Here is a 24,959-nt window from a genome sequence, read left to right as displayed (position 1 = left end):
ATACACATATGAAGAAAAAGACAATTTATTATGCAGGCGTAGCCCTTGTCACAACATGCATCATGCAGCTCGTGTTCACAGGGATGATTTACAATCCGCTCAGCCTGTATACAAGCTCTATCATAGAAGACATGGACCTATCCAGAACAAGCTATGCCCTTACGCTGACGACGATGAGCCTCGTCTGTGCAGTCGCGAATTGGACGCTTGGCTGGTTCAAGAAAAAGATTAACCTACGAGGTATCCTCGTGATGGGCGGCGCGGTCATGTCCGTATCCATGTTCGTCTATTCAAAAGCGAACAGCTTGGGAGTCCTTTATCTGGCGGCAGTCCTTACTGGTATCGCATTTGCCTACCTGGCTTCTGCCGTGGGCGGGACGATTATAAATGCCTGGTTTTCAAAACACGCGGGATTTCTTGTCGGCGCTACGATTACGATGGCGGCTATAGGCGGTACGATATTCAGCCCTATGGTAGGCGGATGGATTGCCGCATATGGCTGGAGGAAGTCATTTTTGATTGCTGCGGTCATCAGTATCATCACCACAGCCATCATCGGAATCTTCTTCCGCTCCGAGCCGTCGTCCGTAGGCGTGTGTCCTGCATTCCAGGAAGGAGCGGACGCAGAGGATAAGAAAGACACAGCAACAGTGGAGGAAGAGGGGCTGACACTAAAGGAAGGCATGAGAACGGTAAGCTTCTGGACAACGATCGTCGTGTGGCTGCTCATCGGTATCATCGTCTACTCCATCATGAGCATCATCTCCATCTATGTCCAGGATCTGGGCTTTGACGCGGCGGCGGCCGGAAAGGCGCTGGCACCTATGTACACTGCGAATATGATTCTACCGTTTATCCTCGGATGGCTGGCGGACCGCATTCCGGTTAAATATGTCGTCTCGGGAGGGATGATATTATTCACGATAGCGTGTATCATCCTGCTGACATCGCCATCCAGCTTGAACATGATATATCTGGTTGCTGTCTTTACCGGTGTCGGAATCGCGACAGGCCGCTCCACGCTTCCCATGCATGTGAGACGCGTCTTCGGCAACAAAGAGTATGCAGCGTTCATCGGTATCTTCGTCGGCGTATTCTCCGGCGGAATCGCAATCGGGAGTACAGTAATCGCGGCATTTTACGATATGACGGGAACCTATGCTTCAGCCATGAAAATATACATACCGCTTATGATTGCAGCGATTGCCGCCATGTTCTTCCTGTCTGACAGAACGAATAAAAAGGGAAATGAAAAGAAATAAACGAAAAGTAGTAAAAGAAAATGAGGTGTATACATGAAACTATTTGAACCGATGAAGATAGGCAAGATGGAAGTAAAGAACCGTATCGTAATGGCGCCGATGGGGACCCAGAATGACGGGGACGGCGGCTACTCCACACGGACGGCAAGATATTTTGAAGAACGGGCGAAAGGGGGGACGGGACTGATCATCACCGGGCGGAATGCGTCTACGACGATATTCGAAGAATATTCCACCACACTTCTGGACAAGGCGCAGCATGTTCCGCGGCTGAATCTTATGATTGAAAAGTGTCATCTGTACGGCGCTAAGGTATGCGTACAGATTGGGCCGGGGCTTGGGCGGATCCAGTGGACCAATCCGTTCGACCCGCCGTATTCGGCGAGCCCGATTCCTGCCTTCTGGTTCCCGGATCTGACCTGCAGGGAGCTGACGGTGGACGACATCCACACGCTGACCGATAAGGTGGGATATTCGGCACAGCTGGCGCAGAAGGCGGACGCAGACGCAGTGGAACTGCATGCTTACGGAAGCTATCTGGCCGACCAGTTCCTGACCCCGCTCTGGAACAAGCGGACAGATGAGTACGGAGGGAGCCTGGAAAACAGAACCCGGTTCCTGATAGAAAATATCCAGGCCATCAAAAAATACTGTGGGGATGACTTCCCTGTCATCGTGAAGTTCACGCCCGTACACTGCTATGAGGGAGGCCGGGAACTGGAAGAAGGGGTTGAGATAGCAAAGTTGCTTGAAAAAGCGGGGGCAGATGCGCTCCATGTAGACACCGGCTGTTATGAAGTGTGGTACAGGCAGATACCGACCGTCTATGAAAAGCCTGGCTGCCAGCTCTTTGCCGCAGAGGCGGTAAAAGAAGCTGTGAATATACCGGTCATCGCCCAGGGCAAGCTGAACCATCCTGATCTGGCAGAAGAGGTGGTGCGTGACAATAAGGCTGACTTTATTGCCATAGGGCACCAAAGCCTGGCTGACCCGGACTGGGGCAACAAGGTGATGAACGGGGAACGCGAGGAGATTGTTCCGTGCATCGGCTGCAATAACTGCCTGCATATGGGGCATAAGAGCAGATATTATACTTGCTCGGTTAATGTCCACTGCCATCATGAAGAAGACTATCCGGTAACTCATGACGAGCAGAACCGGAAAGTGCTCGTCGTGGGCGGCGGCCCGGGCGGGATGATGGCGGCAATGACTGCCGCGAAGCGGGGGATGGATGTAGAGCTGTGGGAGAAGTCGGACAGGCTCGGCGGTCTCCTGCTGGCAGCAGGCGCTCCTGATTTTAAGCAGGATGTCATGGATTATGTCAACTATGCCTCAAACCAGGTAAGGAAACTGGGGGTAAAAGTGCGGTTGAACTGTGAAGCGGTTCCAGAAGAGATCATCCGCGGCGATTATGATATGGTCGTGCTCGCATGCGGAGCGGAACCGGTGATTCCGCCGATTCCGGGAGCGGATTCTCATATCGTGAAGAACTCGACGGAAGTGCTCTGCAAAGAAAGGCCGACGGGAAACGTAGTCGTCATAGGTGGAGGCCTCGTAGGCTGTGAGACCGCCCTGCACTGTGAAGAGACTGCACATTCCGTAACAATCATCGAGATGATGGATAAGATACTTGCGACAGTCGATGATTCCGCCAACAATCTGATGAGCCTGCGGGATGCCTTTGCCGCCGGTAATATTAACATCCATGCAGGCGCAAGGGTGAGCAAGATCAACGGGGACAGTGTAGAATTCATCAAAGACGGCCAGACACAAGTAGTTTTGGCGGACCTCGTCGTTATCGCCGCAGGCTACCGTTCCCGGAACCAGCTGGAACAGGAGATAGCGGGGAAAGTAAAAGCCTACAAGGTAATCGGAGATGCCGGACAGCCGGGTAAAATCATCAATGCGGTACACGAAGGATTTCATGCAATCCGCATGATGTAGCATCAATAAAGAGGTGAGCGATGATGTTTGATTTAAAAGGAAGAGTTGCAGTCGTGACAGGGGCTTCGGCGGGACTGGGCACGGAGATTGCAGATGGGCTGGCCCGGCAGGGAGCCGACCTGGCCATTCTTGCAAGGCGGAGAGAGCTGCTGGATGAACAGGCCTGCCTTTTGAGAAAAAGGGGCGTGCGTGTATTACCTGTCGTCTGCGACGTGACGAAGCAAGAAGACGTGGCAAGGGTAGCCGAAACTATCCTGCAGGAATATGGCAGAATAGATATCGCGGTGAACAACGCCGGAGGAGGAAAAGGTGCAAAGGCAGAAGAGATGCCGGCGGAGAACTGGGATTATACGATCAACCTGTCTCTAAACGGGATGTACCATTGCTGCAAAGCATTTGGGAAAGCCATGCTGGAAGCCGGTTACGGAAGGATGATTAATATCGCTTCCATGTACGGGCTGATAGGGAACTTCCGGATACCGTCTTCCGCATACCATGCAGCAAAAGGCGGAGTCGTCAATTATACACGCGCACTGGCGGCCGAATGGGGAGGAAGAGGGGTGACTGTAAATGCGGTCTGTCCGGGATTCTTCTGCTCTGAAGCCACAGAACGGCTGTGGGACAAGGAATTCTTTGCAGATTATCTGAATACATATTCACCGATGCACCGGGGCGGACGTCCGGGAGAACTGAACTCTGCGGTAGTATTTCTGGCGGCCGAGGAATCTTCCTTCGTCAATGGAGCGATACTTCCGGTAGACGGGGGGATGACTTGCATCTAGTATAAGAAAAACATGTGCCAGAGGGTATTGCATTACAATATTCCTCTGGCTTTCTGCACCCTTCCTTGGATTACTGACATTTCATAGGGCTAGCTTATTGAAATGTTAGTATTCAGTAAGGTATACTTATTGAACTGCTAACGATTAATAAGGTATAATAAAATTATAGATAATACTTGCACAGGATAAGGGATGGTAAAAGGACGGTGGATGATATGTGGGACTTATTTATATCGCATGCTTCGGAGGATAAAGAAACAGTCGTGAAACAACTGGCAGACACGTTAAAGAAATATGGATTAAAAGTCTGGTATGATGAATTTGAACTCAAGATTGGAGACAGCTTGTCAAGATCTATCGACAGGGGCCTTGCAGATTCCACATTCGGAATCATCATACTGAGCAAAGCATTTTTTGAAAAGGGCTGGACCGATTACGAACTTCGCAGCCTGCTAAGCAGGGAAGTGTCAAAGCGAGATAAGATAATCCTGCCTGTCTGGCATGGAATAAAAGCAGAAGATGTACTGAATTACAGCCCTTACCTGGCAGATAAGTTCGCTCTGTCAACGGATATCGGGCTTGATGAGCTGGCATATAAGATTATGGAGACGGTAAAGCCCGATGTCATCAATTCCATCGGTATACAGAAGATGTTCCGGAAATTGCTGCCGTATAGTGAACAGAAAGAGATAGGGCTGGAACATATCTATATGGAAGAGGAGGTCAGGCATAAGACGCTGCCGAATTATTTTGTGATAGCTACGAAGCTGATCTGTGATGTGCTAGGTGACATTACAGAAATGGACTACAGGGACGTCTTATATGATTTTGCGAGAGATGCAGATTATGACCACGAGTTTCTCATATGGAATGCTATCGCATGTTCGTACATCAGCTTCATACGTGATAATAAAATTAATTTTAGCGATTTGGATATAAAAAGGGATATATTTTCCTTCTTGCTCGGCTATACGACAGGAGCAGTCGAAGATATAGAAGACTGGCAGCAAAGGCACTCTAAGCTGACAAAAGAGCAATATTACGAATTGTTGATTCGCTACGCGCAGAATCATGATTTCATTATGGAGTATTCTGGTGATTCTATGAAATATACATACGGAAAGATACTGGAACAGGTATGAACAGCCGAGCCCTGCTATGTGTGCGATAGACAGGGTTCGGCCATTTTACTATTTTGAGGGCAGTTCTTTGTGGAAATAGTATCGTAGCGCATCTGCGATATAGTCAGAAGCACCTGCCCCATATTTCTTGTCGTATATCTCCCGGACAGCGTCATGGGAGCAGCTCTCGATTACGATATCCCAGTAGCCATCCCCCATATCGACGCCGAGACTGTTCTTGGTCACATCTTCTATAATCTCACGGACGATGTCCTGAATCTCACCGGTGGTGGCGTCTCTCGTCATATCAGAGGTCAGACGGGCGAAGAGAGCATCGCTTTTCTGCATTAGCTCATCTTTTCTGTCTGCAAGTTCTTCTGACTTCTCCATCAGTTCCGAGAAATGCTCAAGATTATATTTCATGGCCTCCGTGTATTTCTCAACGCTGCCAAACTGCTTGACCGCAAGTTCCGCTATATGGCCGTCATCATCTCTTATCTTCTGGATAAATTCGTTGAACTTCTCGACACTCCCCCAGTATTTGATGACGTCGTCTTCTTTTTCACTTTTAAATGTTTCTAATGCCTCGACATATTCGCTTAAGTCAAATTCTTTAAAGCTCATGCACGGTTCTCCTTTCTCCAGCCTGCCCAAAAGTGCGATAAGCTTATCCAGCCGTTTCCGTTTTAATTCGAGCAGTTCTTTCTGTTTTCTGAAAGCCTTGATATTGTCAAAATCAGAATCTTCCAGAATGTCTCTGATTTCTTTTAATTTAAAGTCCAGTTCTTTAAAAAACAGGATCTGCTGCAGCTTCTGCAAGGCCTCGTCGTCGTACAGGCGGTAGCCTGATGGGGTAAGCTCGGATGGCTTCAGCAGATTGATTTCATCATAATATTGCAGCGTACGTGTACTGACGCCTGTCAGTTCTGCAACCTGTCTCGTTGTTTTCATCGTAATCAGCCCCTTGTCGTAAAGAGTAAAGAGTAAAGAACGTGGCTTGGAAGTCTGCCGGCGTATATCCTGCGTTGTTCTTCAGTTATATGGTACACTATCACGCTACGTGTAAGTCAATAATTTTTTGCCAAATAGTGAAGATTAGTTGACTGTAAACATGGTTGATACTTTATAATTAACAGGAAGAAGGTGATAATACATGACAATAAAAGAAGTAGAAGAGGCAACGAAGCTGCCCAGATCAAATATCCGCTTTTATGAAAAAGAAGGGCTCGTCGTACCGGAGCGGAACGTCTCTAACGGCTACCGGGAATATTCTGCAACCGATGTAGATAACATCAGGAAAATAGCATATCTGAGGACATTAGGTATTCCGCTGGAGATTATCCGGGAACTGATGGATGGAAAACAGTCTCTCTATAGAGCTGTCAAGAGCCAGGCAAAGCGGCTGGACAATCAGATGGAAGACCTGGAGAATGCCAGAAGGCTGTGTGATGCGATGCTTCAAGATAAAGAGATTCATTTTAGTAATCTGGATGTGGAACATTATGTGCCTGATTTGCAAGAGCAGTGGAAGAAGAGCAGGAACATCTTCCGCATGGATTCTGCAGGGTTCCTCTACCTGTGGGGAGGCATGGCCATGTGGAGCGTCTTGCTTGTGGTAAGCATGATTACGGCGCTGCTGTCCTACCGGCATCTTCCCCCCGAGATTCCAATCCAATGGAGCCATGGAGCGGCCAGCTCGATGGCAGGACGATACGTGATATTCCTCTACCCGGCAGCTTGTATTGTCATCAGATATGTGCTGCGTCCGTTTATCTGGAGATGGCTGTATACGCATACGGTCTTCAGTGACAGCCTGGCGGATTATATCACGAACTCCTTATGCCTTGTCGCAGTATCTGTGGAGATATTTACACTGCTATATGTACATGGTACCGTTAGGCATATTACGGTAGTATTGCTTGCAGATACCATTGTATTGGTAGCGGTCTTCGTGGCGTGGCATTCCAGACGGCATAAGTAATGTATTAGCTCCGATTGTTCTTGAAGAGTTCTGCAAGTGCATAGATGACGAGGACGATAGCCGCGATGACAGCGAGCCACATGATACGGATGTCGATGATTATACCGAGACCTGCCAGGAACCACATGAGCGCAATTCCAAAAAAGATCTTGGCTGCATACCTGTAATCGTCATTCCGTTCTTCTTTGGGCTGTCTTGCGAGAGTCCGTTTTTCTTCCTCAGAAGCGAGCAGATACTTGTTCATGAGTATAGGGCCTCGGTAATGCCAGGCAAATATGCCGTATATAAGGCAGAGTACAGCCAGAAGGGCACATATTACAGTGATAATAAGTTCAGCCATATTCCAATATCCTTTCTGCGATATCATGATTTACATATAGAAGCGTTCCTGCTCAATGGCAGAGAAAGCTTATCTTTATTATGTGACACACCGTCTGAAAAGGCAACGTTTTTCCGAGAATCTGCTTTTCTTCTGCTTCTTTATAGAGTAGAATCATAGTAGCAAAACATAGGATTATACAGGGAGATGACAATATGATATTACAGAATGGACGTCCTGCCAAGGCAGAAGGACGGGAAGAAAAGGAAATGAAAACGTATGACGTGCTGGATGAACTTGGCATCAAGTATTCGAGGACAGACCACGGACCAGTAGGGACAATAGCAGACTGTCTGGAGGTAGATAAGGTACTCGGCCTCACGATATGCAAGAATCTGTTCTTGTGCAACCGGCAGAAGACGGCTTTCTACCTCCTTATGATACCCGGGCATAAAACATTGCGGACGAAAGAACTGTCCGCCCAGATTCCTACATCCAGGCTCTCCTTTGCATCAGGAGACGACATGATAAAATATCTGAACGTTGCACCCGGTTCTGCAACCGTGATGGGGCTCATATATGATACGGACAACCAAGTGCAGCTGCTCGTGGACGAAGAGATACTACGAGAAGAATACGTGGGCTGCCATCCGTGCGTGAATACATCAAGCCTGAAGCTGCGGACGGAGGATGTGTTTGGAAAGTTCCTGGAGGCGGTGCATCATGATTATAAGACGGTGGTGTTGGGAGAAGATGTATGACAGAGAGAAATGAAGTGATATCTTATTGTCTGACTTATAAAGAGGTGTATGAAGACTATCCGTTCCGGGATACGGACTGGTGCGTCATCCGGCACAGGAACAGCAGGAAGGTATTTGCCTGGATCTTTGAAAGGGAAGGCCATGTATGGGTTAATGTAAAGTGCAGCCCCGAATGGATAGAGGTGTGGAGACAGACCTTTGCCTCGGTGCTTCCGGCATATCATCTGAATAAAAAGCACTGGAATTCCATCATATTGGACGGGACGGTTCCGAAGGAAGAGATATGCAGGATGATAGGCGAGAGCTATGATCTGACGAAAGGAAAATAACGCTTTGTTTTGTCCTTTACGAAAAAGAGTGGTATAATAAGACCAAAGTCAGAAGACATTAAGGGTGGGATACCATGACAGGAGACAGGGCAGGAAACAATACAATTCACATATGGAAGCTACCGGTGCTGTTCATCGGCCTGGCGGCCTTCGGCCTCCTGCTGGCGGACGTGGCTGGAAGCTATCGCCTGGAGGGCGTAGATACGTTTGTATACCGTGTCATCCACAGGCTGCAGTGTCCGTTCCTGACCGGATTCTTCAAAGTGATGACGAATATGGTACATCCGGTCGTGCTGCTTATCATCAGCATGGCGATGATACACACGCTCCGGCAGAAGCAGTATCTGATCGCCTTGTTTGCCAACCTCGTCCTGGCGGTACTTCTGGATCTGTCCGCCAAGGGATGGGTCATGCGGGAGCGGCCGCCGCAGGCAGGAAGGCTCATCGCAGAGACGGGATACAGCTTTCCGAGCGGGCATGCCATGCTGGCTGCTACGTTCTACGGCTTTATCTTGTTCCTCATATGGCAGACGAAGAAAAGCAGGGCATATAAGATGGCAGGCACGGTAATCTGTCTGGCGGTGATAGCCCTTGTCGCCTTGAGCCGGATATATCTGGGCGTGCATTATGCGACAGACGTCGTGGGAGGATTTCTTGCCGGAATGATATACCTTATCATATATACCTCGGTTGCCAGACGCTATTTTGCGAAGGGGATAGCGTTGCACGGACAGCCGGAGGTGGCGGCCAACCCGCTCTTTAAAAGTTTTGAGTATGCATTTTCCGGCATCATAACCGGGCTTAAGACGGAGCGGAACATGATGATACATTATTCCGCTCTCGGGCTGGTCGTTGTATTTGGAATCACGCTGAAGCTGACAGTGACAGAGTGGTGCATCTGCCTTATCTTATGCGCCCTCGTCATCTCGCTCGAACTGGTCAATACCGCGGTGGAAGCCGTTGTCGACTTGGTGACGAAGGAGCAGAGGCGGCGTGCCAAGCTGGCCAAGGACACGGCCGCCGGGGCAGTGCTGATTGCGGCTATCACTGCGGCAGTCATCGGAGGAATCATCTTTATTCCGAAGATACTGGCGCTGTTTGCACTAAACTGACCATGGCAAAATGAAAGGAGAAAAAGAGGATGGATAACTTAGGTGAAAGCTTGAAAAAGGTAATGCTGGCAGGCGTGGGAGCGCTGGCCACGACAGCGGAGAAGTCCAAAGAGATTCTGGACGACCTGGTGAAGAAGGGAGAGCTTACGGTTGAGCAGGGCAAAGTGCTCAACGAAGAGCTGAAGCACAATGTGAAAAAGGCAGTAAAGGAAAATGTCACCGTAAAGGTAAAACCATCTTCCCCGGAGGAGCTGGAGGAGCTGCTTGACAAGATGACTCCCGAGCAGATAGACCAGCTGAAAGAAAAGCTGGCCGGCCTCGGGCAGACGCCGGCGGAAGAGCCGAAGGATGCCGGGAAGCCGCAGGATGCTTTGGAAGATGAAAAGGACAGCGGAGCGGCAGATGAGTAAAGACGTGCCGGCAGCGTATGGCACCAGGCTGAAAGAGATTATGTCTGTCCTGAAAAAGCATGGCATTGCCAGAGGGGTAACGCCGGAGAAGCTGCGGCTCATACTTGAGGATCTGGGACCTACTTACATCAAGCTAGGCCAGATTATGTCCATGCATTCCGATGTCCTGCCGAAGAGATACTGTGAAGAGCTGATGCGGCTTCGCTCAGACGTGAGCCCCATGCCCTTCGCACAGGTAAAAGAAGTTATCGAAATGGCATATAGCTGTCCGTTGACAGAGGTGTTTCAGGAGGTGGATGAGACACCTCTTGGTTCTGCGTCCATCGCACAAGTACACAAGGCAGTGCTGGAGAGCGGCGAGAAGGTTGTCGTCAAGGTGCAGCGGCAGGGCATCTACGGGACGATGTCGCGGGATATCGGTCTGCTGCACCGGGCGGTCAGGTTCCTGCCGCCAGTGAATATGAAAGGTCTGGTGGATCTGGATCTTGTGCTGGACGAGCTGTGGAACGTAGCCCAGGAGGAGATGAACTTTCTCAACGAGGCGTCCAATATGGAAGAGTTCGGCAAGCTGAACAGGGACGTGGCATTCGTGGACGTCCCTGTCCTGTACCGGGAATACACGACCGGACAGGTGCTCGTGATGGAATACATCGATGGCTTCGGAATCGATGAGAAGGAAAAGCTCCTGGAGAACGGGTATGACCTGGATGAAGCAGGCGCTAAGCTTGCGGACAATTATATAAAGCAGATTATGGAAGACGGCTTCTTCCACGCGGATCCCCACCCGGGCAATGTAAAGGTCCGGGATGGGAAGATCATATGGATTGATATGGGCATGATGGGACGCCTTTCCGCCAGGGATAAGGAACTGATCGCAAGGGCGGTGCAGGGCGTTGCCGTAAATGATGTCGGAGAGATCCTCGAGTCGGTCATGGCACTCGGCGAATTCAAGGAGAAGCCGGACCAGAGCAGGCTCTATGCAGACATCGGCAATCTGCTCACAAAGTATGGGACGACAGATATCGGCAAGATAGATATTGCCAGAATCATGGAGGATCTTATGGAGGTGATGAAGGACAATAAGATTATCATGCCCCATGGACTGACGATGCTGGCAAGAGGCATGTCTCACATGGAAGGGGTGCTTGCGGATATCAGCCCAAAGATCAACATGGTGGAAGTTGCATCTGCGAGGCTGGCAGGCAGCCTCCTGTCCTGGGAGAACTGGAAGAAAGAGCTGAAAAGCGGTGGCAGAAGCATCTACCGTTCGATTCACAAGGCGCTGGATATCCCGGCGCTGGCAGCCGATCTGCTCCGGGGATTCCTGAAGGGACAGAACCGCATCAATCTGGACGTACATGCGACAGAAGATCTGAGCGAGATGCTGACAAGGCTCATAAAGAAGCTTGTCATGGGCTTCCTCGTGACCGCGCTTCTCATCAGTTCCAGCATTCTTTGTACGACGGATATGAAGCCGAAGATATGGGGGATACCCGCGCTTGGGGCATTCGGATATCTGCTGGCTCTGGGGCTTGCTGTCTGGATATTCCTGAGCCATATCCATACGAGAAAAAAATAAAATATGCCTCTTGACTTTGACGCTGCGTAAAGAAGTATGCTTGCTTTGGATAGAGGAGGTGACGATAATGGAGTATAGTATCAGAGAATTGTCTGACATGGCGGGAGTAAGTGCACGTACCCTGCGCTATTACGACGAGATAGGGCTCTTGAAGCCGCTCTACACGACGGACGCCGGATACCGCTATTATGGCGGGGATGAGGTGGCGCTGCTGCAGCAGATTCTTTTTTTCCGTGAGCGGGGCTTTGATTTGAAAAGCATACAGAGCATTCTCTATGAGGACGGTTTTGATATTATGAGCGCATTGGAAGGACATCTTCTCGGGCTGGAAGAAGAGCGGAACCATATGGATTCCCTCATTCGGACAGTGAAGCAGACGATTGCGTCAATGAAGGGAGAAGGCAAAATGAGCGATAATGAGAAGTTTGCCGCATTCAAAGAGAATATGGTGAAGGAAAATGAAGAAAAGTATGGAGCAGAAGCACGCCGCAGATACGGTGATGAGGCAGTGGACACATCAAACCGGAAGGTGATGGACATGACGGAGGAAGATTACGGACACTTTGAAAGCCTCGAGAAAGAGATCCGCAGGCTGCTGAATGAAGGCGTACGCGCAGGAATAAAGGCGGACAGCGAGGCAGCGGGGCAGATTGCGAAGCTGCACAAAGAGTGGCTCTGTATGACTTGGAAGGAGTACACGCCAGAGGCCCACAGGAATATCACCCTGATGTACGTGTCAGACGAGCGGTTCCGCTCCTATTATGACAAGGAAGAGCAAGGATGCGCCGCACTGCTAAGAGAAGCGGTGGACAGATGGTTGGACGGGCAGGCGTAAGTGTCACGGCATTGTGATTATTTGGCATTTGCAGTACCTTCTGCATGACGGTATAATAGAGTTAAGAATCGTGAATCAGAGGTGTGCTATGCATAAGATAATGATAGTGGAAGATGACGTGGAATTGAATCAAAGCATATCCTATTCCCTTGAGCGGGATGGATATGACACGATATCTGCACATTCCCTGGAGGAGGCCAAGAGCCTTTTTCTGCAGGAATGTGCAGATTTGGTTCTGCTCGATGTAAATCTGCCGGACGGAGAAGGCTTCTGGCTGTGCGGATGGATCAAAGGGCAGAGGAAGGTGCCGGTCATCTTCCTCACGGCAAGAGATCTGGAAGAGGATGCGCTCAAGGGATATGAGACAGGAGCGGAGGACTACGTGACCAAGCCCTTCTCCATGAACATCCTTTTGAAAAAGATTCATGTCATCTTACAGCGTACAGACACGCAGAGCAGGAACATCTACGACGACGGGTTCCTGAAGATAGACTTTGACATGGCAAAAGTAGAGGCCGGAGGAAAAGAGTGCATGATTACGCCTACCGAATTCCGGATGCTCCGTCTGTTCTCGGACAATGCGGGACGGCTTCTGACGTATGCCGTGCTGTTAGATCAGCTCTGGGACTGTGGCGGCCAGTTCGTGGATAAGCATACGCTGGCGGTGAATGTGAACCGGCTTCGCAGAAAGATAGAAGACGATAGCCACAAATACATATCTAACGTATACGGGATGGGATACCAATGGCTGAAATGATGATGATTCCCGCACTCTGCCTTGTCATAGCGGCTGCCTGCATGTGGCACAGGATGCGGACGCTTAGGAGAGACATATATACGTTCACAGAAAAGCTGGAGGAGAGCCTGGATGCCATGGCTGACGGGGAGGAGCTGGAAGAATGCAGTGTCCCGGAAGATACGTTGTGGGGCAAGGTGCACGGTAAGCTTGTAAAGGTAAGCCATATGTGGCATCAGAAAGACGAGCAGAATAACAGGGAGAAGAGGCAGATAAAAGAGCTCATATCTGATCTGTCCCACCAGACCCGGACGCCCATCGCCAATATGAAGCTGTATCTGGAGATGCTGCAGGCCGAAGATCTGGACACGGAAAAGGCCAGGGAATTTATCGCAAAGATGGAAGGGCAGACGGAGAAGCTGGATTTCCTGCTTCGTGGCATGGTGAAGATGTCCCGGCTGGAGACAGGCATCATTGAGATACGGAGCCAGAGAAATTACATATATGATACGCTTGTCCAGGCCGCCGGTGCCGCGGTGCCGGCCGCCGAGAAAAAGGGGATAAGGATCTGCGTGGACTGTGGGGAACACATAGAGGCGGACCATGACAGAAAGTGGACGGGAGAAGCGATATATAACATACTGGACAATGCCGTCAAGTATACGAAGCCTGGAGGATTAATACAGATACGGGTTGTGGTGCAGGAATTCTTTACGAAGATAAGTATCAGCGACAACGGGAAAGGGATTGCCCGTGAACGGCAGGCGATTATATTCCAGCGCTTCTACCGGGAACCGGAAGTGCATGAGGAGGAAGGCATCGGCGTGGGGCTCTATCTTGCAAGGGAGATTATCACCCGCCAGAAAGGGTATATAGAAGTACGGTCCGAAGAGGGGGAAGGTGCAGAGTTCTGCGTCTATCTTCCGAATGGGAAGTAAGACAGGTACGGAAGGGAAGAGTCACAGGTTTGTGATTCTTCTTTCTTGTGAACGGTTTGTGATATTTTTCAGATATGCTTGTTGTAAAGAAGGAGGGAGACAGAAGAGATGGAGACATGGATTGTAAAGACAAAGAATCTGAAAAAGTATTATAAGCTCGGAGACAATACGGTCAAAGCGCTGGACGGCGTGGACTTCCAGGTGGAGGAAGGCAAGTTTACCGCCATCGTCGGGAAGTCCGGCAGCGGTAAGAGCACGCTGCTGCATATGATAGGAGGGCTGGACGTGCCGACGGACGGACAGGTCATTGTGGACGGGAGAGACCTGTCGCAGATGAACAGAGAACAGCTCGCTATATTCAGGAGAAGGAAAGTAGGCTTCGTGTTCCAGAGCTACAATCTCGTACAGGACCTGAACGTGTATGAAAATGTCATCCTGCCGGTTGAACTGGACGGCGCCCGTGTGGACAAAGCTTTTGTAGATGAAATACTGGACCTGTTGAAGCTGGATGAGAAGAGGGAGTCGCTTCCGTGTACGTTGTCCGGCGGTCAGCAGCAGAGAGTGGCCATTGCAAGAGCGCTTGCCTCGAAGCCTTCTATCATACTGGCAGATGAACCGACCGGCAACCTGGATACGGCCACGAGCCATGATGTGATGGGGCTTCTTCGGGTTGTTGCAAAGCAGTTCCACCAGACGATCGTGCTCATTACCCACGACTGGGATATCGCGCAGCTGGCGGACAAGATTGTGCGTATCGAGGACGGCAGGATCGTGAAGGGATGTGAACGCCATGCTTAAGAATAACAACAACGCGGTCATCACGAAGCTGGCAAGGCGCTCTATGTCAGGAAACAAGAGGAGAAATGCAGTCATTGCCATGGCGATACTGCTGTCGTCTTTTCTTCTCTTTACGATATTGACGGTAGGCATCACCTACGTTAAGATGCAGGCACGCCAGAACATGCGTATGAAAGGCGCCGTGTATGACGCGGTCCTTATCGGAGGATTTACGCAGCAGCAGAAGGAGATATGCGAGAAGAATGAAGACATCACTACGATTGGCATAGAGGCCAAGGCCGGTTATCCGGAAGCGACAGATGCGGACGATACGTTGCATACGGTCCTCATATGGAGTGACGACGTATACTGGGATGTACAGAAAAAGCCCGCGATGGGCAAAGTCGAGGGGCGTTATCCGGCGAAAGCCGATGAAGTGATGGCGACGAAAGCCGCCCTTGAAGACTGCGGCAAAGGCGACCTGGGCGTCGGTGATTCTTTTGCGATGACATATCAGGACAAAAACGGCTCTCATACGAAGGAATTCCGTATATCAGGCATGTGGGAAGGCTACGGAGACAATAAAGTATTCTATGTATCAAAATCATTTTTTGAACAGTCAGGACATGCATTTTCAGACGTGAACTGCGGAATCCTCTATCTGGATTTCAAATCCAGCATTATGACGGAAAAGTCACAGTCCGAGTTCCGGGATTCCCTGGAGCTTGGCAAGCAGCAGCGGCTCTTCTTTACCTCTGAGACAGAACAGTCCGTGCAGATTCTGGCAGGGCTTGCGGGGCTTGTCATCATGACGTGCCTGAGCGCGTACCTGCTCATCTACAACATACTTTACCTGTCCGTATCAGGGAACATACGTTATTATGGCCTTCTCCAGACTATCGGCATGACGGGAAGGCAGATCCGCAGGCTCATACAGAGACAGATGCTGATTATCGGTACAGCGGGGACGGCAGGTGGCATCCTGCTCGGATCGGCCGCCTCCTTCTTCCTGATACCGGTAGTCGTAAAGACGCTCGGCATACGGGAGGATGTGGAGGTTGCCTTTCATCCGGCCGTCTTCCTGCTCAGCATTGCCGTCGTCGGTATGACGGTATATCTCGGCAGCCGCAAGCCTACGAGAATCGCCGATTCCGTGTCCCCTCTGGAGGCGCTGGGCTACCGTACGGTATCGGGCAGGAAAGCGTCCCATAAGACGGGGCGGGGAAGCATCCTTTGGAGAATGGCGGTTGAACAGCTTGGCAGAGACAAGAAAAAGACAGGTGTCGTCATATTGTCGCTGGCAGCGTGCCTGTCCGTATTTCTCTGTCTCGTTACCATGATTGAAAGTCACGGCGCACGGACCGTAATGTCCAACTATATGAACGCAGACTTGATTATTTCCAATGATACGATGAAAAAAGAGGATGAATCCGAATGGTACCGTATCATGGACGATAAATTTCTTGCAGATATGGTGAATATGGATGGTGTTAAAAAAGTGCATCCTATGACGAGCACGCAGATAATCATACCGTGGGAACCCGAATTTTCTGATATGTGGATGCGGGAATTCTATGAGACGTGGATGGACCACGGCTATGAGGAAGATATCGAGGAATACAAGCAGCATCCAGAGAAATTCTACACCTTCATGACAGGGATTGACGAGGAAGAGTTCGACTATGTGAACAGCACCCTTGAAAAACCTGTAGACAAAGAGCAGTTTATGGATGGCAGTACATGTCTGATCTACCGCGACGGACTGTCGCTTCAGCTGGAGGACATTCAGGGGAAGAAGGTGAACTTTTCCCAGTATCATGACAATACGAAGGCGTATTCGATGGAGATTGTGGGCTATGTAGACGATGGCTACTACGCATTCATGCCGGGGATGACGCCTGTGGTGCTTGTAAGCGATGCCTTTGTGGACAGGACAGTGGCAGATCCGTGGATATCCAGAGCAAGCGTGCAGTATAAAGAAGAATACGACGAACAGACCGAGGCACGTATCATGGATTATGCAGAAGAAGGTCCTCATGGCGGTGACTTGTCCTATGATTCTAAGATTGATAACATGAAATCCATTCAAAAGGCGCAGGGCAACATGATGGGCGTCGGAATAGGGATTACCTTGATTCTTGCGATGATAGGACTTATGAACTATATCAATACCGTGTCGGGCAATATACAGAACCGTCAGACAGAACTGTCTGTCATGGAGAGTGTGGGAATGACGGAGAAGCAGGTCAAAGGGATGCTCGTCAGGGAAGGCCTGCTGTATGCAGGAATCTCGCTGCTTTTGACCGCGACGGCGGGGTTAGGAGTCACGTATGCCTGCTACCAGTCTCTGAACTATATGGATATCGCCTTCCAAGTCCCGGTGCTGCCGGTACTGGCGATGACGTTGCTTGTTACATGCATCTGTTCTGTGATACCGCTGGCCGCTTACCGGATGATAGTGGGAAAGCGGTCGATTGTGGAGCGGATCAGAGGGTTCGAATAAAAAGAGGCCGGATAACGCAGCCAGTTGACAGGATAGATGCAGTCTGCTATTATTAGTTTGATTTAGAGATACCAGACAGCAGACACGCGGGGAGAGGCAGTTATGGGATTTTATAGAAGCAGCCAGCTTACAAGGCGAATCAGCTCTGTACAATTGATATGGATGAAGCATTGTACAGAGTATGGCGGATAGATAAGCAGAATTCATCGGAAAAGAGAGTTAGGGCACAGCAGCCGGACAGTGTATCCGGTACTGTTGCCGTACCTGATTTTCCGTGATACTGCAGCAAAAGGCCATGGACAGTGTTTTGTCCATGGCCTTTTGCCGTGTACGGGTGCGTGATTCGCAAGAACGGTTCACGGAAGAATATGGCAGAAGGCCGGATGCAGCAGATTAAGCTGCATCTCGTCTTCTGCTTTTTTGCGTGAATAATTTTAGAAATCAAGGAATATTTGATGAAAGGATCAAGATAATTATGAGCTTAGTAGAAATTACAGACTTAACCCATTCATTTGGGGATAATATATTATTTAGAAATGCAGATTTTGTACTCAATAAAGGAGAACATGCCGGTGTCGTTGGGCACAACGGAGCAGGGAAAAGTACCTTTATCAAGATATGTACAGGCCAGGTGGTACCCGATTCTGGGAGTGTTTCCTGGACAAAAGGGATTACGGCAGGATATCTGGACCAGTATGCGCACATAGAAGCGGGACTGACGCAGGAAGGATTTTTAAAGTCCGCATTTCTGGATCTGTACAGACTGGAGGAGCAGATGAATGAACTGTATAGCCGGGCAGCAGACGGTGATATGAGCAGTATGAGACGAGCCGCGCGGTATCAGGAGCGGCTGGAGGCATCCGGATTCTATTCCATAGATACGTATATTTCACAGGTTGCAGCCGGGCTTGGGCTTACGGGCATCGGAATGGAACGACCGGTCGGACAGATGAGCGGCGGGCAGAGGGCGAAAGTTATCCTCGCCAAGCTGCTGCTGGAAAAGCCGGATGTTCTTCTGCTTGACGAGCCGACGAACTTTCTCGACAAGGAACACGTGGCATGGCTTGGAGGATACCTGTCAGAGCTGGAGAACGCGTTTCTCGTCGTGTCACACGACCATGATTTTCTAGAACGAATCTGCAACCGAATCTGCGATATCGACAACAGGACAATCACAAAGTATTACGGGACATACTCTGAATTTTGCAAGAAGAAGGCGCTGCTTAGGGAAGATTACATCCGGCAGTACAGTGCGCAGCAGAAGGAGATTAAAAGGACGGAAGAATTCATCCGGAAAAATATTGCCGGACGGAAGTCCAGGATGGCAAGAGGAAGGCAGAAGCAGCTTGACAGGATGGAGAAGATAGAAGCGTTGGTAATCAAGGAGATGAAACCGGTATTTAAGTTCCAGGATATGCCTGCATCGAATACGGAATACCTGGCGGTAAATCATCTTTCGGTCGGATATGATTTTCCCGTGCTGCCGGATATCAGCTTTTCCGTTACGGGCGGACAGAAAATCGCGGTTACCGGATTTAACGGTATCGGCAAGTCCACGCTTCTTAAGACGCTTGTGGGACAGATTCCTCCATTAGGAGGGACGTATGCTTTTTCCGGACAGGCAGAAGTTGCATACTTCGAGCAAGATCTTCTGTGGGAAGATGGAAAGAGGACACCGCTGCAGGTCATTACGGATACCTTTCCTTCCATAGAGCCGAAAAAGGTGAGGAAGGCCCTCGCCCGGTGCGGCATCTCGAGCGCCCATGCTGACCAGGCGCTCGAGACGCTGAGCGGAGGAGAGCAGGCGAAGGTGAAGCTGTGCCTGCTTACGCTGAGACCATGCAGCTTCCTGATCATGGACGAACCGACGAACCATCTGGACATACAGGCCAAAGAGGCGCTGAAGGAAGCAATCCAGGAGTTTGCCGGAGCGGTGGTTCTTGTATCCCATGAAGCATCATTTTATAGAGAGTTTGTGAGCAGAGTTATCAATGTAGAGGGACAGGACTGGAAACATAGCACTTGATAAGGGTAACTTACGACGTACCATATTGTTGGAAGCCAGGTTCTCTGGTATAGTCTAAGTAGTTCAAAGAGGAGGGGTCAACGTGAAGATAACAATCCATACAGATCCGGCATTTTCCGGCACGGAGGTCACAATAAGCTGTGCGTACCTGACGCCGGAGCTGGAGAAGATTATCGCCATGCTGAGGATGCTGGAACAGAAGATGACAGGAATCAAGGACGGCGAGATCCATATGCTGGACATCGCAGCAATCCTGTATATAGATACGACGGATAAGAAGACATTTCTCTATACGATGGAATCCGTATATGAGACGGAGCTGCGGCTGTACGAGTTGGAGGACCAGCTGGAAGAAAGCGGTTTCCTGCGCATAGCCAAATCCTGCATCGTGAATGTCCGCCATATCACTTCATTGAGGGCGGACATTGACAGGAAGATACGGGTCACGATGGATAACGGGGAGCAGCTTCTCGTGTCAAGGCAGTATACAAAACGGCTGAAGGAAAGGTTGGGAATCTGATTATGGAAGAAAAAAGGACAATATTTAGCTATCTGTCACAGGTACTCATCATATTTGGCGCTACCGTGTTATGTATGACAGCATTTACGTATGTGTTCGGAGACAGTGCGCAGGAGATTTCCGCGCTTTACCGGATAGGTGGCGAGGGGATTCCGCTGGAAATCATACCGGAGCTGTTCCTTCTCTCTGTCATCGTCGTCGTGCTGCAGTATCTGTTTTTTACGGACCGTCTGTTGAAGAAGATGTCGGTGAACGCGCGTATCGTGTGCATGGTCGCATGTATACTGGCTGCAGTGTGTGGATTTATCCTGATGTTCGACTGGTTCCCGGCACATATGTGGCAGCCCTGGGTACTGTTTCTCGTCTGCTTTGCAATCTGCTTCTTTGTGAGTGCAGGCATATCGACGTTGAAAACGAGGATTGAGAACAAGAAGCTCATGGAAGGGCTGGAAAATATGAAAAAGCATTGGGAGGCAGAAAATGAAAAAACTGATTAAGGCAGAATGTGTCCATATGGAGTTCAAGGAAAGAGAGGTGCTTAGAGGCATCGACCTGCACGTGTCCAAGGGCGAGATATTCGGACTGCTTGGCCCTTCCGGAGCAGGCAAGACGACCCTTATCAAGATTCTTACCGGCCAGCTTAAGCAGACCGGCGGCAAGGCGTATATTATGGGGCAGGACAGCCACCAGCTTGGCAGCACGGTATGTGCACGGATCGGGATGGTCATGGATAACAGCGGATTGTACGAACGCCTTACGTGCGCCGACAATCTGGGAATCTTTGCAGAGATTTACGGCATCTCCAAAGGGGAGATTAAGATTGCGCTTGATAAAGTGGGATTGTCGGAAGCTGTGAAGACGCCGGTCCATAAGCTGTCAAAAGGGATGCGGCAGCGCCTTGTCCTTGCCAGGGCAATCATGCACCGGCCTGATGTGCTGTTTCTCGATGAGCCGACCAGCGGCCTGGATCCGGCTACGGCTTCCAGCATTCACCGCCTCATCTGTGAGGAGAGGGACAGGGGGGCGGCCGTCATGATGACGACCCACAACATGGAAGAGGCGTCTAAGCTGTGCGGATATATCGCGCTTCTGCATGAAGGAAGCATCGTAGAAGAAGGAGCGCCGGATGACATATGCAGAAGATATAATCATCAGAATAAGATAAAGATACTGCTCAATAGCGGCACGACCGTCATGCTGAACCACGACGGCAGCGAGGCAGATACGATTGCGGAGTATTTCCGTACAAGCGATGTGGCGGAAATACATTCGACGGAACCAGATCTGGAGACGGTATTTATGGAACTTACGGGAAGGGGACTTGATTTATGAGAGGGAAAAGAATCTATGCAGTGTGGAAGAAGCAGATGAAGGATACGTTAAAAAATAAGGCGGTGCTCCTCCAGTTCGTCATGTTCCCCGTGCTTTCTATCATCATGCAGAATTCCATAAAGATAGACGGGATGCAGGAACGGTATTTTGTCATCCTGTTCGCCACGATGTATGTGGGGATGGCTCCGCTAACGGCCGTGGCCTCTATCATATCAGAAGAAAAAGAAAAGAATACGCTGCGGGAACTTCTGATGGCCAATGTCAAGGCAGGGGAATACCTGCTCGGAATCGGGCTTGGCATCTTCGTATGCTGCATGGCAGGCTCTGTCGTGTTTGCCCTGGCAGGGAAGTATACGGGGAAGGATATGGCAGAATTCCTCCTTGTCATGGCAGCAGGGATAATCATTTCCCTCCTGCTTGGCGCGGTCATCGGAATATCATGCAGGAATCAGGTGACGGAGGTGTCTGTCAGCGTGCCCGTGATGCTTGTGTTCTCATTTCTGCCTATGCTGGCCTCCTTTAATGAGAAGATTGGAGCGGTTTCAGAATATGCTTTTTCCCAGCAGATCAGCAACTATATGAGTGCGGTCGGGGACTCGGCAGCCAAGGGTGGGAATCTGGCCGTGATATTGTGTAATGCCGGCATATTCGCGGTATTGTTCGGGGTGGTCTACCGGAAGTGCCGTCTGATTTAGTAGCATTGTATGAGGCTTTGACGGAATAAGATACAAAAATGATGCCATAATCATGTATAATATAAATAATATGAGAAAGTTTATGGAATATATGAGGTGGCTGTATGATGAACAAAATATTGATCGTAGAGGATGAGGTGCCCATATCCAACCTGATAAAGGAGAACTTAAGTGATGCGGGGTACCTCTGTTTCTGCGCTTTCGACGGGATGCAGGCGGCGGATATGGTCGAGTGCGAACGCTATGACCTGGTGCTTCTGGATATCATGCTTCCTGAGATTGACGGATATGAGCTTCTCGAGTATATAAAACCGCTCGGCATCCCTGTCATATTTCTGACTGCAAAGGGGGATGTCCTTGATAAGGTGAAGGGCTTGAAATCCGGTGCGGAAGACTATATAACAAAGCCGTTTGAAATCGTAGAGCTGCTGGCAAGGGTAGAGACGGTCCTGAGAAGATACGGTAAGACACAGCGGTATGTGACGCTCTATGACATTACGGTGGACACGCTGTCGCGGACCGTTAAAAAAGGTGAGGATCCGGTAGCGCTCACCGCCAAAGAATACGACCTGCTGCTCTTATTCGCGCAGAATCGGAATATCGCCCTGTACCGGGACTTCCTCTATGAACGTGTGTGGGGGGAGACGTATCTCGGTGACAGCCGTACCGTTGATCTTCATGTGCAGCGTATGCGCAGGAAGCTCGGGCTGGAGCATAAGATAGTCCCTGTATACAAAGTCGGATATCGTCTGGAGGCGTAGCAGTTGAAGTTTTTTTGGAAAATCTTTTGCAGTACCATCATTATCGCCGCATTTACATGCAGCGTGGGCGGGTACTATCTTATCCGCTCGCAGTTCCGGCTTTCGCTGGACCGAGAGATAGATGCCGCCTATTCTGAGAATGATATCCTCTGGCAGATTATGGACCAGGAGCTGAAGGATCTGACTTCCATGGAGGAAGAAGTGCCTGAAATAGCAGATAATATCACGGTCAACGTCTCGGGAGGCTCGATTCCGTTTGCAGTAAGCGATGAAGAAGGTTCGGTAATCTACAGGAACAGCGGGCTGTCGGGCGGCAGGGAAATATATGACAAGCTAAGCGGCAATAAGAAAGGTTATGAGATATATAAGTCAAAAGGGAATTACTATATCCATGCTGTAAGGCCGATATATGCAAGAGGCGAGGTGATGTATCTGGAGAGCTACAGAGAGATTACATACCTGTTCGAGGCGAAGAGGCAGCAGTATATGACGTTTGCCGTACTGCTGTGCGTGCTTTTCGCCGGTGTCGGGCTTGTATCCTTTGTCGTGTCAAGCCTCCTGCTGTCTCCGCTTAAAAAGCTTTCTTCGGCGACGAAGCAGATGGCGGACGGAAGCTTCAGGCAGCAGCTCAATATAGCAAGGAACGATGAGATTGGAGAACTTGCGTCAGATTTTGAACAGATGTCGGTGAAGCTTGAGGACATGGTAAATGAACTGAAGGAATATTCACGGCGTCAGAAAGACTTTGTAGATAATTTCTCCCATGAGCTGAAGACGCCGCTGACGTCCATCATAGGGTATGCGGATATGATCCGATCCAAGGAGATGGAATCGGAGCGCCGGATGGCGTGTGCAGATTATATCTATACGGAAGGCAAGAGGCTGGAGACATTGTCCCTGAAGCTGATGGACCTGATTGTGCTGGAAAAGCAGGACTTTACATTTCGTCCGGTCCATATGCGCGAGTTCCTGGGGCGGATTGCAGATGCGTTTTCCCCGGTTGTCTCAGACAGCGGCATATCATTTTCCACCAGGATTCAGGATGCTGCATTTAGAGTGGAACCGGACCTTATGAAGACGGTCTGCATGAATCTGCTGGATAATGCGCGGAAAGCCGTTGATGATGAAGGCAGCATCGTGCTCGCGGGCAGGAAGCTTCCGAACGGGGCATACTGCATATCTGTGGAAGACAATGGAAAGGGCATTCCAGAAGGGGAGCTTTCCAAGATTACAGAAGCGTTCTATATGGTAGATAAGTCAAGAGCCCGCGCCCAGGGCGGGGCAGGCATGGGGCTCGCGCTCTGTTCGAAAATCGTAGGGCTGCATCGGGGGAGGATGAAGTTCACAAGCCGGGAAGGCAGGGGAACACGGGTGTCCGTCTATCTCAGGTCCGGCAGCAGAGCCCCCGGAGATGCCGGGGAAAGGAGGCAGGGATGAAGAACAGGACATGGGTGGCAGTCCTCCTTTTAGCAGTGGTTCTTGGAGCGTCGGTATACGTGCCTGTCGCTCTGTCCGGATATGAGGAAAAGAAGCTGCTTGCAGATGTACAGACAGAGCAGCTGAAGGAAGCTGCAAAACCGGAGAAGCCGTCGTCGGATACGCTAAAGAAGCTGTCTGTCATTAACAGGGCGCGCCAGACGGGAAGTGAAGTCATATCAGGAAAAGTCGTATATAGTGCGGCAGATAACAGACCGGCAGAACTTGTGGAAAAAGGGTTTGAAAAGCTGTTACAGAGCGGCATCGTGACAGGAGAAGGGCTGACCGGAAGTATCTCGGTTAAGGAAGCGATGCGGATGTATTACGCAGAGGAGGATGCACAGCAGAAGATTCGATGCTTTTACATTGTAGCCGAGTGCAGCGGGCTTTTCTTTAGTTTTCTGATTGACGAAGAGACAGAAGTCTTGTATGAGATCAGCATATCTCCAGAAGAGGCAGGAGCCGGCATCAGGCTGACCGACAATGCCTGGGAGAAGTGGGCGGAGTATCTCGGCATTACGCTGAAAGAGATGGACAGGCAACCGATGGATGAGGTAGTCGTGTATGAGACGGAAGATCCGGATGTCTTATACATCATTTACCAGTCAGAGCTGGGAGAGGACGGCTATATCAGCCTGACGGATACTTTGTCATTAGGTCTGGATGGAGATAATTCGGCATCGACAGTAGATGATGCAACTTCGACGGGAGATAGCAGGGCATTGGATGCAACTTGGTAATACAATATCGGTGAAATGAA

At 50.0% G+C, this 24,959-nt stretch carries 25 protein-coding genes and 1 pseudogene; 24 read left to right on the top strand and 2 right to left on the bottom strand.

Annotated features, from left to right (window positions below):
• The first annotated feature begins 8 nt into the window (after positions 1 to 8).
• From HJV72_RS05005 to HJV72_RS04990, 4 genes are all read left to right on the top strand, one after another.
• Complete coding sequence (locus HJV72_RS05005) at positions 9 to 1,262, top strand: MFS transporter (protein WP_208069218.1); 1,254 nt, start codon at positions 9 to 11, stop codon at positions 1,260 to 1,262.
• A gap of 33 nt (positions 1,263 to 1,295) precedes the next feature.
• A complete protein-coding gene (locus tag HJV72_RS05000) occupies positions 1,296 to 3,206 on the top strand; it encodes an oxidoreductase (RefSeq protein WP_208069216.1) in 1,911 nt (636 codons plus the stop codon).
• Between the two features lie 20 nt (positions 3,207 to 3,226).
• Positions 3,227 to 3,988: an SDR family NAD(P)-dependent oxidoreductase gene (locus HJV72_RS04995; RefSeq protein ID WP_243765520.1), complete on the top strand. Its 762-nt coding sequence runs from the start codon at positions 3,227 to 3,229 to the stop codon at positions 3,986 to 3,988.
• A gap of 215 nt (positions 3,989 to 4,203) precedes the next feature.
• A complete protein-coding gene (locus HJV72_RS04990) occupies positions 4,204 to 5,130 on the top strand; it encodes a toll/interleukin-1 receptor domain-containing protein (RefSeq protein WP_208069214.1) in 927 nt (308 codons plus the stop codon).
• 48 nt (positions 5,131 to 5,178) lie between these two features.
• On the opposite strand, the gene HJV72_RS04985 is transcribed toward HJV72_RS04990, so the two are convergent.
• Complete coding sequence (locus HJV72_RS04985; RefSeq protein WP_208069213.1) at positions 5,179 to 6,060, bottom strand: MerR family transcriptional regulator; 882 nt, start codon at positions 6,058 to 6,060, stop codon at positions 5,179 to 5,181.
• Between the two features lie 202 nt (positions 6,061 to 6,262).
• Here HJV72_RS04985 and HJV72_RS04980 point away from each other — a divergent pair, with 202 nt between their 5' ends.
• Positions 6,263 to 7,090: a MerR family transcriptional regulator gene (locus HJV72_RS04980; protein ID WP_208069211.1), complete on the top strand. Its 828-nt coding sequence runs from the start codon at positions 6,263 to 6,265 to the stop codon at positions 7,088 to 7,090.
• Positions 7,091 to 7,094: 4 nt separating this feature from the next.
• On the opposite strand, the gene HJV72_RS04975 is transcribed toward HJV72_RS04980, so the two are convergent.
• On the bottom strand, positions 7,095 to 7,430 hold the full coding sequence (locus HJV72_RS04975) for a DUF3784 domain-containing protein (protein ID WP_208069209.1): 336 nt from the start codon (positions 7,428 to 7,430) through the stop codon (positions 7,095 to 7,097).
• 194 nt (positions 7,431 to 7,624) lie between these two features.
• Between HJV72_RS04975 and HJV72_RS04970 the strand changes: the two genes are divergently transcribed.
• The 19 genes and pseudogenes from HJV72_RS04970 (at position 7,625) to HJV72_RS04885 (ending at position 24,939) form a co-directional block, all read left to right on the top strand.
• Positions 7,625 to 8,170, top strand: coding sequence for a prolyl-tRNA synthetase associated domain-containing protein (locus tag HJV72_RS04970; RefSeq protein ID WP_208069207.1), 546 nt, complete (start codon positions 7,625 to 7,627; stop codon positions 8,168 to 8,170).
• Positions 8,167 to 8,499, top strand: a complete 333-nt coding sequence (locus tag HJV72_RS04965) for an MmcQ/YjbR family DNA-binding protein (protein WP_208069205.1) — start codon at positions 8,167 to 8,169, stop codon at positions 8,497 to 8,499. Before HJV72_RS04970 ends, HJV72_RS04965 begins: the two co-directional genes overlap by 4 nt.
• 74 nt (positions 8,500 to 8,573) lie before the next feature.
• Positions 8,574 to 9,182 (top strand): annotated as a pseudogene (locus HJV72_RS20300) (phosphatase PAP2 family protein); the annotation flags it as partial.
• Positions 9,183 to 9,239: 57 nt separating this feature from the next.
• A complete protein-coding gene (locus HJV72_RS20295; RefSeq protein ID WP_334299332.1) occupies positions 9,240 to 9,611 on the top strand; it encodes a diacylglycerol kinase family protein in 372 nt (123 codons plus the stop codon).
• Between the two features lie 29 nt (positions 9,612 to 9,640).
• Complete coding sequence (locus HJV72_RS04955; protein WP_208069201.1) at positions 9,641 to 10,021, top strand: phasin family protein; 381 nt, start codon at positions 9,641 to 9,643, stop codon at positions 10,019 to 10,021.
• Positions 10,014 to 11,600, top strand: a complete 1,587-nt coding sequence (locus HJV72_RS04950; RefSeq protein WP_208069352.1) for an ABC1 kinase family protein — start codon at positions 10,014 to 10,016, stop codon at positions 11,598 to 11,600. Before HJV72_RS04955 ends, HJV72_RS04950 begins: the two co-directional genes overlap by 8 nt.
• 67 nt (positions 11,601 to 11,667) lie before the next feature.
• Positions 11,668 to 12,435 (top strand): MerR family transcriptional regulator, encoded by a 768-nt coding sequence (locus tag HJV72_RS04945; protein ID WP_208069199.1) that lies wholly within the window; start codon positions 11,668 to 11,670, stop codon positions 12,433 to 12,435.
• 88 nt (positions 12,436 to 12,523) lie between these two features.
• Positions 12,524 to 13,192 carry a response regulator transcription factor gene (locus HJV72_RS04940; RefSeq protein ID WP_208069198.1) on the top strand — a complete coding sequence of 223 codons (669 nt, stop codon included), beginning with the start codon at positions 12,524 to 12,526 and terminating at the stop codon, positions 13,190 to 13,192.
• Entirely contained in the window at positions 13,180 to 14,109 is a 930-nt protein-coding gene (locus HJV72_RS04935; RefSeq protein ID WP_208069197.1) for a sensor histidine kinase, read from the top strand. The genes HJV72_RS04940 and HJV72_RS04935 overlap by 13 nt, the downstream gene beginning before the upstream one ends.
• Positions 14,110 to 14,217: 108 nt before the next feature.
• A complete protein-coding gene (locus tag HJV72_RS04930) occupies positions 14,218 to 14,907 on the top strand; it encodes an ABC transporter ATP-binding protein (protein ID WP_066578585.1) in 690 nt (229 codons plus the stop codon).
• Positions 14,900 to 17,389 carry an ABC transporter permease gene (locus HJV72_RS04925; RefSeq protein ID WP_208069196.1) on the top strand — a complete coding sequence of 830 codons (2,490 nt, stop codon included), beginning with the start codon at positions 14,900 to 14,902 and terminating at the stop codon, positions 17,387 to 17,389. The genes HJV72_RS04930 and HJV72_RS04925 overlap by 8 nt, the downstream gene beginning before the upstream one ends.
• 475 nt (positions 17,390 to 17,864) lie before the next feature.
• On the top strand, positions 17,865 to 19,415 hold the full coding sequence (locus tag HJV72_RS04920) for an ABC-F family ATP-binding cassette domain-containing protein (RefSeq protein ID WP_208069195.1): 1,551 nt from the start codon (positions 17,865 to 17,867) through the stop codon (positions 19,413 to 19,415).
• An 82-nt stretch (positions 19,416 to 19,497) separates the two neighbouring features.
• Entirely contained in the window at positions 19,498 to 19,935 is a 438-nt protein-coding gene (locus HJV72_RS04915; protein WP_208069194.1) for a LytTR family DNA-binding domain-containing protein, read from the top strand.
• A 2-nt stretch (positions 19,936 to 19,937) separates the two neighbouring features.
• Complete coding sequence (locus tag HJV72_RS04910; protein ID WP_208069193.1) at positions 19,938 to 20,432, top strand: hypothetical protein; 495 nt, start codon at positions 19,938 to 19,940, stop codon at positions 20,430 to 20,432.
• Positions 20,416 to 21,267, top strand: a complete 852-nt coding sequence (locus tag HJV72_RS04905) for an ABC transporter ATP-binding protein (protein ID WP_208069192.1) — start codon at positions 20,416 to 20,418, stop codon at positions 21,265 to 21,267. The genes HJV72_RS04910 and HJV72_RS04905 overlap by 17 nt, the downstream gene beginning before the upstream one ends.
• The gene (locus HJV72_RS04900) at positions 21,264 to 21,962 is read left to right on the top strand and encodes an ABC transporter permease (protein WP_208069191.1); all 699 of its coding nucleotides are present in this window, start codon (positions 21,264 to 21,266) and stop codon (positions 21,960 to 21,962) included. Before HJV72_RS04905 ends, HJV72_RS04900 begins: the two co-directional genes overlap by 4 nt.
• A gap of 107 nt (positions 21,963 to 22,069) precedes the next feature.
• On the top strand, positions 22,070 to 22,723 hold the full coding sequence (locus HJV72_RS04895) for a response regulator transcription factor (RefSeq protein ID WP_208069350.1): 654 nt from the start codon (positions 22,070 to 22,072) through the stop codon (positions 22,721 to 22,723).
• A gap of 3 nt (positions 22,724 to 22,726) precedes the next feature.
• The gene (locus HJV72_RS04890; protein WP_208069190.1) at positions 22,727 to 24,160 is read left to right on the top strand and encodes a sensor histidine kinase; all 1,434 of its coding nucleotides are present in this window, start codon (positions 22,727 to 22,729) and stop codon (positions 24,158 to 24,160) included.
• Complete coding sequence (locus HJV72_RS04885) at positions 24,157 to 24,939, top strand: hypothetical protein (RefSeq protein ID WP_208069188.1); 783 nt, start codon at positions 24,157 to 24,159, stop codon at positions 24,937 to 24,939. Before HJV72_RS04890 ends, HJV72_RS04885 begins: the two co-directional genes overlap by 4 nt.
• Positions 24,940 to 24,959 lie beyond the last annotated feature (20 nt).

The organism is Extibacter sp. GGCC_0201, from assembly GCF_017566055.1.
Classification (GTDB): Bacteria; Bacillota; Clostridia; order Lachnospirales; family Lachnospiraceae; genus Extibacter.
The sequence above is the reverse complement of the archived record's forward strand: the minus strand, read 5'-3'. Positions and strand labels throughout refer to the sequence as shown.

Bases quoted from the DNA above. Each gene is read 5' to 3' on its own strand.
- HJV72_RS05005 (WP_208069218.1), top strand. From the start codon at position 9: ATGAAGAAAAAGACAATTTATTATGCAGGCGTAGCCCTTGTCACAACA.
- HJV72_RS05000 (WP_208069216.1), top strand. From the start codon at position 1,296: ATGAAACTATTTGAACCGATGAAGATAGGCAAGATGGAAGTAAAGAAC.
- HJV72_RS04995 (WP_243765520.1), top strand. From the start codon at position 3,227: ATGATGTTTGATTTAAAAGGAAGAGTTGCAGTCGTGACAGGGGCTTCG.
- HJV72_RS04990 (WP_208069214.1), top strand. From the start codon at position 4,204: ATGTGGGACTTATTTATATCGCATGCTTCGGAGGATAAAGAAACAGTC.
- HJV72_RS04985 (WP_208069213.1), bottom strand. From the start codon at position 6,060: ATGAAAACAACGAGACAGGTTGCAGAACTGACAGGCGTCAGTACACGT.
- HJV72_RS04980 (WP_208069211.1), top strand. From the start codon at position 6,263: ATGACAATAAAAGAAGTAGAAGAGGCAACGAAGCTGCCCAGATCAAAT.
- HJV72_RS04975 (WP_208069209.1), bottom strand. From the start codon at position 7,430: ATGGCTGAACTTATTATCACTGTAATATGTGCCCTTCTGGCTGTACTC.
- HJV72_RS04970 (WP_208069207.1), top strand. From the start codon at position 7,625: ATGATATTACAGAATGGACGTCCTGCCAAGGCAGAAGGACGGGAAGAA.
- HJV72_RS04965 (WP_208069205.1), top strand. From the start codon at position 8,167: ATGACAGAGAGAAATGAAGTGATATCTTATTGTCTGACTTATAAAGAG.
- HJV72_RS04955 (WP_208069201.1), top strand. From the start codon at position 9,641: ATGGATAACTTAGGTGAAAGCTTGAAAAAGGTAATGCTGGCAGGCGTG.
- HJV72_RS04950 (WP_208069352.1), top strand. From the start codon at position 10,014: ATGAGTAAAGACGTGCCGGCAGCGTATGGCACCAGGCTGAAAGAGATT.
- HJV72_RS04945 (WP_208069199.1), top strand. From the start codon at position 11,668: ATGGAGTATAGTATCAGAGAATTGTCTGACATGGCGGGAGTAAGTGCA.
- HJV72_RS04940 (WP_208069198.1), top strand. From the start codon at position 12,524: ATGCATAAGATAATGATAGTGGAAGATGACGTGGAATTGAATCAAAGC.
- HJV72_RS04935 (WP_208069197.1), top strand. From the start codon at position 13,180: ATGGCTGAAATGATGATGATTCCCGCACTCTGCCTTGTCATAGCGGCT.
- HJV72_RS04930 (WP_066578585.1), top strand. From the start codon at position 14,218: ATGGAGACATGGATTGTAAAGACAAAGAATCTGAAAAAGTATTATAAG.
- HJV72_RS04925 (WP_208069196.1), top strand. From the start codon at position 14,900: ATGCTTAAGAATAACAACAACGCGGTCATCACGAAGCTGGCAAGGCGC.
- HJV72_RS04920 (WP_208069195.1), top strand. From the start codon at position 17,865: ATGAGCTTAGTAGAAATTACAGACTTAACCCATTCATTTGGGGATAAT.
- HJV72_RS04910 (WP_208069193.1), top strand. From the start codon at position 19,938: ATGGAAGAAAAAAGGACAATATTTAGCTATCTGTCACAGGTACTCATC.
- HJV72_RS04905 (WP_208069192.1), top strand. From the start codon at position 20,416: ATGAAAAAACTGATTAAGGCAGAATGTGTCCATATGGAGTTCAAGGAA.
- HJV72_RS04900 (WP_208069191.1), top strand. From the start codon at position 21,264: ATGAGAGGGAAAAGAATCTATGCAGTGTGGAAGAAGCAGATGAAGGAT.
- HJV72_RS04895 (WP_208069350.1), top strand. From the start codon at position 22,070: ATGAACAAAATATTGATCGTAGAGGATGAGGTGCCCATATCCAACCTG.
- HJV72_RS04885 (WP_208069188.1), top strand. From the start codon at position 24,157: ATGAAGAACAGGACATGGGTGGCAGTCCTCCTTTTAGCAGTGGTTCTT.